The organism is Escherichia ruysiae (assembly GCF_031323975.1).
Taxonomy (GTDB): domain Bacteria; phylum Pseudomonadota; class Gammaproteobacteria; order Enterobacterales; family Enterobacteriaceae; genus Escherichia; species Escherichia ruysiae.
In genome coordinates, this window is sequence record NZ_JAVIWS010000001.1 from 3,755,670 (window position 1) to 3,768,334 (window position 12,665).

Sequence of the window (12,665 nt, forward strand, 5' to 3'; positions counted from 1 at the left end):
TGGAGTGCTGACAAAGTGCTCGTTGTTTATGCCGGATATGGCTTGAACGTCTTACCCTGCCTACAAAATAGTGCAAAATCAATACATTGCAATTATCTGGTAGGCCTGGTAAGCGAAGCGTATCAGGCAATCTTACGTTTACTATCAGTCTTAAACGCCCAATAAAATATTACCGGGCGATTGAAAATTACATAGTGGTTTTCAATGCGTTATCCGCAGCATGACGTTCCAGTGCCAGCTCAATCAAACGCGTGATCAGATCGGTGTAACTCAGGCCGCTGGCTTGCCACAATTTCGGATACATGCTGATATTAGTGAAGCCTGGCAGCGTGTTGATCTCGTTGATCACCACTTCGTTTTCCGGCGTTAAAAAGACGTCTACACGCGCCATGCCAGCACATCCCAACGTCTGGTAAGCCTTAACCGCAATCGCCCGGATCTTATCGTTGATTTCTGGCGCAATGGTCGCCGGAACCACCACTTTTGCACCATCTTCATCAATGTATTTGGTGTCGTAGGCGTAGAAATCACTGGTCAGTACGATCTCGCCACAGGTGCTGGCCTGCGGATTGTCATTGCCCAGAACCGCGCATTCGATCTCACGCCCTTTGATCCCTTGCTCAACGATCACTTTGTGATCGAACTCGAACGCCAGATCGACGGCAATTGTATACTGTTCTTCGCTGGTTACTTTGCTGACGCCTACGGAGGAACCCTGGTTAGCCGGTTTTACAAACAGCGGTAAACCCAGTTTAGACTTCACTTCGGCAAAACTGATGTTGTGGCGATTGGCGCGCGTCAGGGTAATAAATGGCGCGATGTTCAATCCGGCATCACGCAGTAGACGTTTGGTGACGTCTTTGTCCATACATGCAGCAGAAGCCAGAACATCGGAACCAACAAATGGTAAATTGGCGACGCGTAACATCCCCTGCAGGGAGCCATCTTCACCCAGCGTACCGTGGACAATCGGGAAAATGACATCCACCGTTGGTAATGGTTGACCATTCTGTGCATCAATAAGCTGGTGTTCATGTTTACCCGGCACCTGCGCAAGGCTGGTCGCCGAAGGACGCAACGCAATATGGGCAGGATCGTCTGCGTTTAGCAGATAATTGCTGGCATCGCTGACGTGCCATTGCCCTTGTTTATCAATGCCCAGCAGCACAACGTCGAAGCGACTTTTATCAATGGCATCAACAATGTTTTTTGCCGATTGCAAAGACACTTCATGTTCCGCTGATTTTCCACCAAAAACGATACCTACCCGCAGTTTTTCCATCTTAAAAACCTATCCCGTCGAACATAAAGCACATACATTACCACGACAAAACGGTTGATTCGCGGCCTTCTGACAGAATGTTGCAATCTTCTGGTCACAAAGCGCCCAGCGTACTGACTGAGAAATATCAATGGCTAAATTATGTGCGTTAGATCACAAAAATGATGAACGGGAAGCTAATTTATCTCTGGTATTAACCATGGTTCAATCAGTGAATAGCTTAATAATAAGTTAACGAAGTAAATATATTTCATAACTTTTTATTATATTAATGCTTTATAATTGAATAGCTGTTTTATTTATAAGGGAATTATTTAAATAAGAGAAACGTTTCGCTGATAAATATGTGCAAATATTTTTGCAAAGTATTTCCTGTGTCATAAAAATACTACTTACAACCCCTATGCAGTTATGAAGCATAATGTTAACTTCTCCATACTTTGGATAAGGAAATACAGACATGAAAAATCTCATTGCTGAGTTGTTATTTAAGCTTGCCCAAAAAGAAGAAGAGTCGAAAGAACTGTGCGCGCAGGTTGAGGCACTGGAGATTATAGTCACCGCGATGCTTCGCAATATGACGCAAAAAGACCAACAGCAGTTGATTGATCAGGTTGAGGGGGCACTGTACGCGGTAAAGCCCGATGCCAGCATTCCTGACGACGATACGGAGCTGCTGCGCGATTACGTAAAAAAGTTATTGAGGCATCCTCGTCAGTAAAACGTTAAACCTTTTCAACCGTTGTCATAAAGCTGTCACGGCAGAGACTTATAGTCGCTTTGTTTTTATTTTTTACTGTATTTGTACATGGAGAAAATAAAGTGAAACAAAGCACTATTGCACTGGCTCTCTTACCGTTACTGTTTACCCCTGTGACAAAAGCCCGGACACCTGATGTACCCATTCTGGAAAAACGAGCTGCACAGGGAGATATTACTACGCCGGGCGGCGCTCGCCGTTTAACTGGCGATCAGACTGCTGCCTTGCGTGATTCTCTTAGCGATAAACCGGCGAAAAATATTATTTTACTTATTGGCGATGGGATGGGGGATTCGGAAATAACTGCCGCACGAAATTATGCCGAAGGTGCGGGCGGTTTTTTTAAAGGAATCGATGCCTTACCGCTTACCGGACAATACACCCACTACTCACTGGATAAAAAAACCGGTAAACCGGACTATGTCACCGACTCCGCTGCATCAGCAACCGCCTGGTCAACTGGCGTCAAAACTTATAACGGCGCGCTGGGCGTCGATATTCATGAAAAAGATCATCCAACGATTCTGGAGATAGCAAAAGCCGCAGGACTGGCGACCGGCAACGTTTCAACGGCAGAATTGCAGGATGCCACACCCGCTGCGCTGGTGGCGCATGTGACATCGCGCAAATGCTACGGACCGAGCGTGACCAGTGAAAAATGTCCAAGTAATGCGCTGGAAAAAGGCGGTAAAGGTTCCATTACCGAACAACTTCTTAACGCCCGTGCCGATGTTACGCTTGGCGGCGGTGCAAAAACGTTTGCAGAAACGGCAACCGCCGGTGAGTGGCAGGGAAAAACGCTGCGTGAACAGGCGCAGGCTCGCGGCTATCAGTTAGTGAGTGACGCAGCGTCGCTGGAGGCAGTAACAGAGGCAAATCAGGATAAACCGCTACTTGGGCTGTTTTCTGACGGCAATATGCCAGTTCGTTGGGAAGGGCCGAAGGCGTCTTATCACGGTAATATCGATAAACCCGCAGTAACCTGTACCCCGAATCCGCAACGAAATGACAGTGTGCCGACGTTAGCGCAGATGACCGATAAAGCTATTGAGTTATTGAGTAAAAACGAGAAAGGATTCTTCCTGCAAGTTGAAGGTGCATCTATCGATAAACAGGATCATGCCGCTAATCCTTGTGGGCAAATTGGTGAGACGGTTGACCTCGATGAAGCGGTACAACGTGCGCTTGAGTTTGCCAAAAAAGATGGCAATACATTGGTGATAGTTACCGCTGACCACGCTCACGCCAGCCAGATTGTCGCGCCGGATACCAAAGCTCCGGGTCTGACTCAGGCATTAATGACCAAAGATGGTGCGGTGATGGTAATGAGCTACGGTAACTCGGAAGAAGATTCACAAGAACATACCGGCAGCCAGTTGCGTATTGCCGCTTATGGTCCGCACGCTTCCAACGTGGTTGGTCTGACCGATCAGACCGATCTCTTCTACACCATGAAAGCCGCGCTGGGTCTGTAGTCAAAACGCATCCGGCGGTGAATTTTTGCCGCCGGTTGGTATTTTTTCTGTTAGCAACCAGACTTAAAGGCAGATCACGGGCGCAAACGCTCCTGGTTAAAATGTGAAGAGGGATGGTGCTATGAAAATAACATTACTGGTTACCCTGTTATTCGGTTTAGTTTTTTTAACCACTGTCGGCGCTGCCGAGAAGACGTTAACCCCGCAACAACAACGTATGACTTCCTGTAATCAACAGGCGACGGCGAAGGCGTTGAAAGGGGATGCCCGCAAGACGTATATGAGTGATTGCCTGAAGAACAGTAAATCTGCGCCCGGCGAGAAGAGCTTGACGCCGCAGCAGCAGAAGATGCGTGAATGCAATGGCCAGGCGACGCAGCAATCTCTGAAAGGCGATGATCGCAATAAGTTTATGAGCACTTGCCTTAAGAACGCCGCCTGATCCCTGATAGTGCTAACGGGTGAGCTAAGAAAATGGCTCACCCGAAATATCATACTTCCGCTTTTCGCCCCGTCTCTATAATTTGGGAAAATTGTTTCTGAATGTTCCCAAAAATAATGAATGATGAAAATTTTTTCAAAAAAGCGGCGGCGTACGGGGAGGAACCACCATTAACTCCTCAAAACGAACATCAGCGTTCCGGGCTGCGCTTCGCCCGGCGCGTCAGGTTACCCCGTATGGTAGGACTGGCGGGGATGTTCTTACCGATTGCTTCAACGCTGGTTTCGCATCCGCCGTCGGGCTGGTGGTGGCTGGTGTTAGTGGGCTGGGCTTTTGTCTGGCCGCATTTAGCCTGGCAGTTAGCGAGCAGAGCCATTGATCCGCTTGGTCGGGAAATTTACAACTTAAAAACCGATGCGGTGTTAGCGGGAATGTGGGTAGGCGTGATGGGCGTAAACGTGCTGCCTTCGATCGCGATGTTGATGATTATGTGTCTGAATTTGATGGGAGCCGGTGGCCCTCGTCTGTTTGTCGCTGGTCTGGTGCTGATGGTCGTTTCCTGCCTTGTCACCCTCGAACTGACGGGTATCACGGTGTCACTAAATAGTGCGCCGCTGGAATGGTGGCTCTCACTGCCCATTATCGTCATTTATCCTTTGCTGTTTGGCTGGGTTAGCTATCAGACGGCAACAAAACTTGCAGAACATAAACGCAGATTGCAGGTAATGAGTACCCGTGATGGCATGACGGGCGTTTACAACAGGCGTCACTGGGAACTAATGTTGCGCAATGAGTTTGATAATTGTCGGCGACATAACCGCGATGCGACGTTGTTAATCATCGATATCGACCATTTCAAAAGTATCAACGACACCTGGGGCCACGATGTGGGCGATGAAGCGATAGTTGCTCTCACCCGTCAGTTACAAATTACTCTGCGCGGTAGTGATGTGATTGGTCGTTTTGGGGGGGATGAATTTGCGGTGATTATGTCTGGTACGCCAGCAGAAAATGCCATTACCGCCATGTTACGGGTACATGAAGGGTTAAATACATTACGTTTACCAAATACGCCGCAGGTAATGTTGCGGATAAGTGTCGGTGTCGCGCCGCTGAGCCCGCAAATGAGTCACTATCGTGAGTGGCTGAAATCGGCAGATATGGCACTTTATAAAGCAAAGAAAGCCGGACGTAACCGCACCGAAGTGGCGGCCTGACGTCCGGGGAGAGTGCATCAGGACTTGCTAAGTTTTTCTGATTTTTCCATACACTTCGTCATTGCTTCGATCACTGCGGCACGGAAACCTTTCTCTTCCAGTACGCGCACCGCTTCAATGGTGGTGCCTCCTGGTGAGCAAACCATATCTTTCAACGCGCCCGGATGTTCTCCGGTTTCCAGCACCATTTTTGCAGAACCCATTACCGCCTGGGCGGCAAATTTATACGCCTGCGCGCGTGGCATTCCCCCCAGCACGGCTGCGTCGGCCATCGCTTCGATAAACATAAAGACATAGGCAGGAGAAGAACCACTCACGCCGACCACCGGATGGATCATTGGTTCGGCAATCACTTCCGCCTCGCCAAAACAGCGAAAGATATTCAGCACATCAGCAGTATCTTCAGGCGTAACCAGCGCGTTTGGCGTTACGGAAGTCATCCCGGCATTGACCAGCGCGGGGGTATTTGGCATCGCGCGGATAATTTTCCGGTCATGGCCCAGTGCGCGGGCAAGTTGGTCGAGTGTGACGCCCGCTGCAATAGAGACAACCAGCGAGTCTTTATTCAGGCTGGACGTGATTTCGCTAAGCACTTTGATCATGATGCCCGGTTTAACGGCGGCAAAAACGATGTCGGTGATTTGTGCCACTTCCTGCGCTGACTCTGCGGCGTTGATGCCGAATTGATCGTGTAAAGCAGCGACTTTATCCGGGGAGGGGGTATACACCCAGATTTGCCCTGGAAGCACCTGACCACTGGCAATCAGACCGCCGAGAATGGCTTTTCCCATATTACCGCAGCCAATAAAACCGATTTTCTTTTCCATTGCCTCACTCCTGCCGTGAAATTCATTGTTTTGATAATCGCTGGCAGAAGCATAAACAGAACTATGCCGGAAGGCAAAAGCGCGACACAATAGAGGATTACCCAACAAAGGATGACTTTATGACAATTTGGGTGGACGCCGACGCGTGTCCCAATGTAATTAAAGATATTTTGTATCGCGCGGCTGAACGTATGCAAATGCCGCTGGTACTGGTGGCTAACCAGAGTTTACGTGTACCGCCATCGCCGTTTATTCGCACGCTACGCGTCGCGGCAGGTTTTGACGTTGCCGATAATGAAATTGTACGTCAGTGTGAAGCGGGCGATTTGGTGATCACCGCAGACATTCCTCTGGCTTCTGAAGCCATTGAGAAGGGAGCAGCGGCACTTAATCCACGTGGTGAACGTTACACGCCAGCGACCATTCGTGAACGTCTGATGATGCGCGATTTTATGGATACCTTACGCGCCAGTGGTATCCAGACCGGAGGGCCAGATAGCTTTTCGCAGCGTGACCGCCAGGCATTCGCCGCTGAACTGGAAAAGTGGTGGCTGGAAGTGCAACGTAGTCGCTCATGAATGTAATTTATTAGTTACACTTCTTTCTTGAGCATTTCTTGGTATAGTAAAGAGTGTATTGAAAATTTCACCCTAAGTGGAATTATTTCTTTACAATCGAAATTGTACTAGCTTGATGGTATGATCGCTATTCTTACGAACCCGGCTTTCGCCGCATTGCGACCTTTTGGGGAAAACCCACGATGACACAACCTCTTTTTCTGATCGGGCCTCGGGGCTGTGGTAAAACAACGGTCGGAATGGCTCTTGCCGATTCGCTTAACCGTCGGTTTGTCGATACCGACCAGTGGTTGCAATCACAGCTCAATATGACGGTCGCGGAGATCGTCGAAAGGGAAGAGTGGGCCGGATTTCGCGCCAGAGAAACCGCAGCACTGGAAGCGGTGACAGCACCATCGACCGTTATCGCCACGGGGGGCGGCATTATTCTGACGGAATTTAATCGTCACTACATGCGTAATAACGGGATTGTGGTTTATCTGTGTGCGCCAGTAGCGGTACTGGTTAATCGTCTGCAAGCAGCACCCGAAGAGGATTTGCGACCAACCTTAACCGGAAAGCCGCTAAGTGAAGAAGTTCGGGAAGTGCTGGAAGAACGCGATGCGTTATATCGTGAAGTCGCGCATATTATCATTAACGCTAATAATGAACCCAGTCAGGTGATTTCTGAAATTCGTAGCGCCCTGGCACAGACGATCAATTGTTGACTCCCGAGCGCCTATACTTAACGTTCATCCCGTGAAATAAGGAAGAACGATGCCAACGAAACCGCCTTATCCTCGTGAAGCATATATTGTAACGATTGAAAAAGGAAAACCAGGGCAGACCGTAACCTGGTATCAGCTCAGAGCCGATCATCCCAAACCTGACTCTTTAATCAGCGAACATCCGACCGCTCAGGAAGCGATGGATGCTAAAAAACGCTATGAGGATCCTGACAAAGAGTGACCGTATCAGACTGCTCGGAAGGGACTCTGAGTGCTACTACAAAGGATCTGCGTCACATTTTTCACAATTCATGTTTTTCAAATAATTAGAATATTAAACAATAACAATCTATTACTGGAATCATTTGGAATCTTTACATTATTCCGGGCGCGTCTACTGCTACGCTTTTTGTCATTTGTAGCACAGGTAAGTGCCAGCAGTGGTGCTTAACATTTGCCCGGTAATTAACGACGAAGTAAAAGTAAGGTGGAATAACAATGAGTGCGTCGTTGGCGATCCTGACCATCGGCATTGTACCTATGCAGGAAGTTTTACCGCTCCTGACTGAGTACATTGACGAAAATAACATTTCCCATCATAGCCTGCTGGGGAAGTTAAGCCGCGAAGAAGTGATGGCGGAGTATGCGCCAGAAGCAGGCGAAGAAACGATTCTTACATTATTAAATGACAATCAACCGGCTCACGTCTCGCGTCGTAAAGTAGAACGCGATCTGCAAAGCGTGGTTGAAGTGCTTGATAACCAGGGTTACGACGTCATTTTGTTGATGAGTACGGCAAACATTAGCAGTATGACGGCGCGTAATACAATCTTTCTGGAGCCGTTGCGTATATTGCCACCGCTGGTTTCTACCATTGTCGAAGGTCATCAGGTCGGTGTAATCGTACCGGTTGAAGAACTGTTGCACGTTCAGGCACAAAAATGGCAAATCTTGCAGAAACCGCCCTTGTTTTCCCTGGGGAACCCTATTCATGATTCTGAACAGAAAATCATTGATGCCGGGAAAGAACTACTGGAAAACGGTGCGGATGTCATCATGCTGGATTGTTTGGGATTTAATCAGCGCCATCGTGATTTACTGCAAAAACAGCTCGATGTTCCTGTTTTGCTCTCTAACGTATTGATTACAAGGCTGGCTGCAGAATTACTGATGTGATTTTGCGTGACAGCCAGCGCCTCTGGCCCCTATAGTGAAGTAGACGTTCAACTACCAGACAGGGCCAGTTTATGCTTCAAAGTAATGAGTACTTTTCCGGCAAAGTGAAATCGATCGGCTTTTCCAGCAGCAGCACTGGTCGCGCCAGCGTTGGTGTCATGGTTGAAGGCGAATACACCTTCAGCACCGCCGAACCTGAAGAGATGACGGTAATCAGCGGGGCGCTGAATGTGTTACTGCCTGACGCGACCGACTGGCAAGTGTATGAAGCCGGCTCTGTATTTAATGTTCCCGGCCACAGCGAGTTCCATCTGCAAGTTGCTGAACCGACCTCTTATTTGTGCCGCTATCTGTAATATCTCGCCTTCCCATTTAATGGGAGGGCATTTTTCTGGAATATTCTTTATTTTGGTAATAATAAACGCCAGTGGCTGCTGGTTTTTATATTTTCGATATATACATAAAATATCAAATTGATATAAACCTTAGCGAAGATTGTGAATAAAAATAATAGGTTGATAACTTGTATTACTGACTTTGACGAACCGTCTATAAATTCATTGCATCAGTTATCCGCGCGTAATTTAAAATAGTGGAAACACCGGTTATCGCCTTAAAAATCGCGAATGATTATATCAATGTCAGGTTTGACTTTTTACGCCGGATAAGACGCGTCTGGCGTCGCATCCGGCATTGAAGGCAAATCAGCAATTAACGTTGTGCTTCGCCACCCAATCCTTCGATCAGGTTTTGAATTAATGCCGCCAGTTCACCGGTCATCAGGATGAAATCGGCGTCAAAACGCTGGGCGAAATCTTCTCGGTCGATATCTTCGTTTTGATCGCGCAGTTCGTCGCAGAATTTCAGGCGTTTGAGCGAACCATCATCACACATCACAAACTGAATGCGCTGCTGCCAGTCGAGCGCCAGTTTAGTCACCACTTTTCCAGCTTCAATGTGATTGGTGATCTCTTCGCTGGTCAGATCCTGTTTCTTCGCGCGGATCACGCCGCCATCTTCCAGCAGCGATTTCAGCTCGGCTTCATCAAGCAACTGGAAGCCCTGCGCCGCGCTACCGGAGCGTACCCATTCGGTCAGCGTCAGTTCAATCGGGTTTTCCATGGTCAATGGCACAACCGGTAACGACCCCAGGCTTTTACGCAGCAGTGCCAGCGTATCTTCTGCTTTTTTGGCGCTGGCGCAGTCCACCATAATCAACCCGTTAACCGTGTCGATCCACATCATGGTCTGGCTGAAGCGGCTAAAAGCGCGCGGTAACAGAGAGTGCAGCACTTCATCTTTCAGCGAATCTTTTTCGGTTTTCTTCAGCTTACGCGCCTGTTCTGCTTCCAGTTTGGCGATTTTCGCTTCCAGCGCCTGTTTAATCACCGGAGACGGAAGGATTTTTTCTTCTTTACGCGCGCAGATAACAATTTGACCATTGGCAACGTGCGTTAATGCATCGCTGTGCGATCCCATCGGAGGAACCCAGCCCATCTTCGCCATGTCCTGGCTTCCGCATGGGGTAAATGCCATCGAGGCTAGCTGTTTTTCCATCTCTTCTGCACGCAGCGAAATTTCGCGGCTAAGACGGTAAACCATTAAATTTTTGAACCACAGCATGATAATTTCCACGGCCTTGTCGTTAAATTTAGCGGGCATGATAACGAATTGTCGGCGGCCTTGCATTGCCAATCCGGTTGTCCGTCTCTACGCTATTGATATTGAAAAAAATAAGGAGAGTACCGTGCGTATAGGTATCGATTTAGGCGGCACCAAAACTGAAGTGATTGCACTGGGCGATGCAGGAGAGCAATTGTACCGTCATCGTCTGCCCACGCCGCGTGATGATTACTGGCAAACTATTGAAACTATCGCCACGTTGGTTGATATGGCGGAGCAGGCGACGGGGCAGAGCGGAACAGTAGGCATGGGCATTCCCGGCTCGATTTCGCCCTACACCGGCGTGGTGAAAAACGCTAATTCGACCTGGCTTAATGGTCAGCCATTCGATAAAGACTTAAGCGCGCGGTTGCAGCGGGAAGTGCGCCTGGCAAATGACGCCAACTGTCTGGCGGTTTCGGAAGCGGTAGATGGCGCGGCAGCGGGAGCGCAGACGGTATTTGCCGTGATTATCGGTACGGGATGCGGCGCGGGCGTGGCGTTCAATGGGCGGGCGCATATTGGCGGCAACGGCACGGCAGGTGAGTGGGGACATAATCCGCTACCGTGGATGGACGAAGATGAACTGCGTTATCGCGAAGAAGTCCCTTGTTATTGCGGTAAAAAAGGTTGTATTGAAACCTTTATTTCGGGCACGGGATTCGCGACGGATTATCATCGGTTGAGCGGACATGCGCTGAAAGGTAGTGAAATTATCCGCCTGGTTGAAGAAAGCGATCCGGTTGCAGAGCTGGCATTGCGTCGCTATGAGCTGCGGCTGGCAAAGTCGCTGGCACACGTGGTGAATATTCTCGACCCGGATGTGATTGTGCTGGGGGGCGGGATGAGCAATGTTGACCGTTTATATCAAACGGTTCCGCAGTTGATTAAACAATTTGTCTTCGGCGGCGAATGTGAAACGCCGGTGCGCAAGGCGAAGCATGGTGATTCCAGCGGCGTACGCGGCGCCGCGTGGTTATGGCCGCAAGAGTAAAAAATTCAGGTAATTGGTACATCATGCCTGATGCGACGCTTGCCGCGCCTTACCAGGCCTACAAAATGAGCCGTCCCGGAGCCCGTAGGCCGGATAAGGCGCTCGCGCCGCATCCGGCACCGTGCTCAGATGCCTGATGCGACACTGGCGTGTCTTATCAGGCCTACGAAATGAGCAGCTCGTGGTCGGATAAGGCGTTCACGCCGCATCCGGCAATAAACAACGCGCACAGTTAGTGCAACTTACCCAGTGGTTTCGCCAGCACCGGACTGTCCGCCACTTGCTGGCGCTTATAGCGACCATACAGCAGCAACGAAGACATCGCTGCAAACGAGAGCAGGGCAGCAGGCAGCGCCACATAATTATATGCCAGCCCCAGCGTCAGCATCATACCACCGCAATATGCGCCGACGGCGCTGCCGAGGTTAAACGCTATTTGCCCGCCTGCGGCACCTAATAATTCTCCGCCTTTGGCATTTTGCAGTAACAATATTTGCAGCGGTGCCGAAAGGGCAAATAACCCTGCGCAACAAATAAAAGCAAAAATAAGCGACGTTGTTTTCATGCCGCCGAAGAAAAAAAGCATGAGCAACGCCAGCACAATAATGAAGTCAGTTACTGCTGCAATACGCAAAGGCGAGTAACGTCCTGAAATACGTCCACTTAGAATATTTCCCAGAACCATCCCCAGCCCAACTAACATCATAATAAACGTCATCGCCGTTTCCGAAAAACCGGAGATAAACATCATGTAAGGTTTTACGTAGCTGAACCAGGCAAATACACCGGCATTGCCAAACATCGTGGCGGCAAAAATTAACCACGGTGCGGGGCTACGCAAAAAGTGAAATTGTTCGCGCAGCTTTCCTTTCGCCTCGTCGCGAATATCCGGCACCCAAAAATAGACCGATGCCATCACCGCAATATTAAAAACAGCGATCAATAAAAAGGTGTAACGCCAGCTAAATTCCTGACTTAAATACGTTCCCAGCGGAATGCCCAGCAGATTGGCGACTGTCATCCCGGAAACCATCCCCGCCACGGCGGCGGTGACTTTGCCGGGTTTGATAATTTTCGATAACACGATCGCTCCGACGCCGAAAAATGCACCATGCGGAAAGCCGGAAACCAGCCGACCAATGGCGAGCATCAGGTAAGACGAAGAGAGCGTGAACATGGCGTTGCCAATGACGCACAACGCCACCAGAAACAACAAGATATGTTTGAGTGAGTAGCGGCTGGAAAAGAGGGCGATGATTGGCGCACCGACCACCACCCCCAGCGCATAATACGAGATCATATGCCCGGCAGCAGGAATCGAAATTCCTACGTTATGCGCCAGCTCCGTGAGCACGCCCATAATGCCAAATTCGGCCATCCCCAAACCAAACGTGCCCAGAGCCAAAGATAAAATGACTTTTTTCATACCACCATCACAACCACCAGGACGGCTACGAATCACCGTAGCCAATAAAGTGATAGCTTGCAGGATAACGACCAGCGAGGCCAAGAGATAATTCGCCCTTCTGTATTCATTATCCTGCT

14 protein-coding genes are annotated in these 12,665 nt (G+C 49.3%); 10 read left to right on the plus strand and 4 right to left on the minus strand.

Going from position 1 to position 12,665, the window contains the following annotated elements; genetic code table 11:
• Window positions 1-187 precede the first annotated feature (187 nt).
• Complete coding sequence (gene ddlA / locus RGV86_RS18090; RefSeq protein WP_000413688.1) at window positions 188-1,282, minus strand: D-alanine--D-alanine ligase; 1,095 nt, start codon at window positions 1,280-1,282, stop codon at window positions 188-190.
• 460 nt (window positions 1,283-1,742) lie between these two features.
• Between ddlA and iraP the strand changes: the two genes are divergently transcribed.
• The 4 genes from iraP to adrA all read left to right on the plus strand — a co-directional run bounded on the left by iraP (window position 1,743) and on the right by adrA (window position 5,176).
• Window positions 1,743-2,003, plus strand: coding sequence for an anti-adapter protein IraP (iraP, locus tag RGV86_RS18095; RefSeq protein WP_000792977.1), 261 nt, complete (start codon window positions 1,743-1,745; stop codon window positions 2,001-2,003).
• Between the two features lie 101 nt (window positions 2,004-2,104).
• Window positions 2,105-3,517 carry an alkaline phosphatase gene (phoA, locus tag RGV86_RS18100; RefSeq protein ID WP_085460450.1) on the plus strand — a complete coding sequence of 471 codons (1,413 nt, stop codon included), beginning with the start codon at window positions 2,105-2,107 and terminating at the stop codon, window positions 3,515-3,517.
• 121 nt (window positions 3,518-3,638) lie between these two features.
• Window positions 3,639-3,959, plus strand: coding sequence for a phosphate starvation-inducible protein PsiF (gene psiF / locus RGV86_RS18105; protein WP_010344700.1), 321 nt, complete (start codon window positions 3,639-3,641; stop codon window positions 3,957-3,959).
• Window positions 3,960-4,060: 101 nt separating this feature from the next.
• Window positions 4,061-5,176, plus strand: a complete 1,116-nt coding sequence (adrA, locus tag RGV86_RS18110; RefSeq protein ID WP_000484078.1) for a diguanylate cyclase AdrA — start codon at window positions 4,061-4,063, stop codon at window positions 5,174-5,176.
• 17 nt (window positions 5,177-5,193) lie between these two features.
• On the opposite strand, the gene proC is transcribed toward adrA, so the two are convergent.
• Window positions 5,194-6,003 carry a pyrroline-5-carboxylate reductase gene (proC, locus tag RGV86_RS18115; protein ID WP_010344698.1) on the minus strand — a complete coding sequence of 270 codons (810 nt, stop codon included), beginning with the start codon at window positions 6,001-6,003 and terminating at the stop codon, window positions 5,194-5,196.
• Between the two features lie 119 nt (window positions 6,004-6,122).
• On the opposite strand from proC, the gene RGV86_RS18120 reads away from it, so the two are divergent.
• From RGV86_RS18120 to ppnP, 5 genes are all read left to right on the plus strand, one after another.
• Window positions 6,123-6,581 (plus strand): YaiI/YqxD family protein, encoded by a 459-nt coding sequence (locus RGV86_RS18120; protein ID WP_085460451.1) that lies wholly within the window; start codon window positions 6,123-6,125, stop codon window positions 6,579-6,581.
• A 182-nt stretch (window positions 6,582-6,763) separates the two neighbouring features.
• Window positions 6,764-7,288 carry a shikimate kinase AroL gene (gene aroL, locus RGV86_RS18125; RefSeq protein ID WP_000193398.1) on the plus strand — a complete coding sequence of 175 codons (525 nt, stop codon included), beginning with the start codon at window positions 6,764-6,766 and terminating at the stop codon, window positions 7,286-7,288.
• A gap of 49 nt (window positions 7,289-7,337) precedes the next feature.
• Window positions 7,338-7,529, plus strand: a complete 192-nt coding sequence (yaiA, locus tag RGV86_RS18130) for a protein YaiA (RefSeq protein WP_001142439.1) — start codon at window positions 7,338-7,340, stop codon at window positions 7,527-7,529.
• Window positions 7,530-7,786: 257 nt separating this feature from the next.
• Window positions 7,787-8,464, plus strand: a complete 678-nt coding sequence (locus RGV86_RS18135; protein WP_001276432.1) for an AroM family protein — start codon at window positions 7,787-7,789, stop codon at window positions 8,462-8,464.
• Between the two features lie 71 nt (window positions 8,465-8,535).
• Window positions 8,536-8,820 carry a pyrimidine/purine nucleoside phosphorylase gene (gene ppnP, locus RGV86_RS18140; RefSeq protein ID WP_000941942.1) on the plus strand — a complete coding sequence of 95 codons (285 nt, stop codon included), beginning with the start codon at window positions 8,536-8,538 and terminating at the stop codon, window positions 8,818-8,820.
• 355 nt (window positions 8,821-9,175) lie between these two features.
• On the opposite strand, the gene rdgC is transcribed toward ppnP, so the two are convergent.
• A complete protein-coding gene (gene rdgC / locus RGV86_RS18145) occupies window positions 9,176-10,087 on the minus strand; it encodes a recombination-associated protein RdgC (RefSeq protein ID WP_024165072.1) in 912 nt (303 codons plus the stop codon).
• Between the two features lie 124 nt (window positions 10,088-10,211).
• On the opposite strand from rdgC, the gene mak reads away from it, so the two are divergent.
• On the plus strand, window positions 10,212-11,120 hold the full coding sequence (gene mak / locus RGV86_RS18150; RefSeq protein ID WP_198599197.1) for a fructokinase: 909 nt from the start codon (window positions 10,212-10,214) through the stop codon (window positions 11,118-11,120).
• A 232-nt stretch (window positions 11,121-11,352) separates the two neighbouring features.
• On the opposite strand, the gene araJ is transcribed toward mak, so the two are convergent.
• Window positions 11,353-12,546, minus strand: coding sequence for an MFS transporter AraJ (araJ, locus tag RGV86_RS18155; protein ID WP_032224900.1), 1,194 nt, complete (start codon window positions 12,544-12,546; stop codon window positions 11,353-11,355).
• Window positions 12,547-12,665 lie beyond the last annotated feature (119 nt).

What these genes read in the sequence shown, in the direction of transcription:
- ddlA (WP_000413688.1), bottom strand. Translation starts at nt 1,282, where the DNA reads ATGGAAAAACTGCGGGTAGGTATCGTTTTTGGTGGAAAATCAGCGGAA.
- iraP (WP_000792977.1), top strand. Translation starts at nt 1,743, where the DNA reads ATGAAAAATCTCATTGCTGAGTTGTTATTTAAGCTTGCCCAAAAAGAA.
- psiF (WP_010344700.1), top strand. Translation starts at nt 3,639, where the DNA reads ATGAAAATAACATTACTGGTTACCCTGTTATTCGGTTTAGTTTTTTTA.
- adrA (WP_000484078.1), top strand. Translation starts at nt 4,061, where the DNA reads ATGTTCCCAAAAATAATGAATGATGAAAATTTTTTCAAAAAAGCGGCG.
- proC (WP_010344698.1), bottom strand. Translation starts at nt 6,003, where the DNA reads ATGGAAAAGAAAATCGGTTTTATTGGCTGCGGTAATATGGGAAAAGCC.
- RGV86_RS18120 (WP_085460451.1), top strand. Translation starts at nt 6,123, where the DNA reads ATGACAATTTGGGTGGACGCCGACGCGTGTCCCAATGTAATTAAAGAT.
- aroL (WP_000193398.1), top strand. Translation starts at nt 6,764, where the DNA reads ATGACACAACCTCTTTTTCTGATCGGGCCTCGGGGCTGTGGTAAAACA.
- yaiA (WP_001142439.1), top strand. Translation starts at nt 7,338, where the DNA reads ATGCCAACGAAACCGCCTTATCCTCGTGAAGCATATATTGTAACGATT.
- RGV86_RS18135 (WP_001276432.1), top strand. Translation starts at nt 7,787, where the DNA reads ATGAGTGCGTCGTTGGCGATCCTGACCATCGGCATTGTACCTATGCAG.
- ppnP (WP_000941942.1), top strand. Translation starts at nt 8,536, where the DNA reads ATGCTTCAAAGTAATGAGTACTTTTCCGGCAAAGTGAAATCGATCGGC.
- rdgC (WP_024165072.1), bottom strand. Translation starts at nt 10,087, where the DNA reads ATGCTGTGGTTCAAAAATTTAATGGTTTACCGTCTTAGCCGCGAAATT.
- araJ (WP_032224900.1), bottom strand. Translation starts at nt 12,546, where the DNA reads ATGAAAAAAGTCATTTTATCTTTGGCTCTGGGCACGTTTGGTTTGGGG.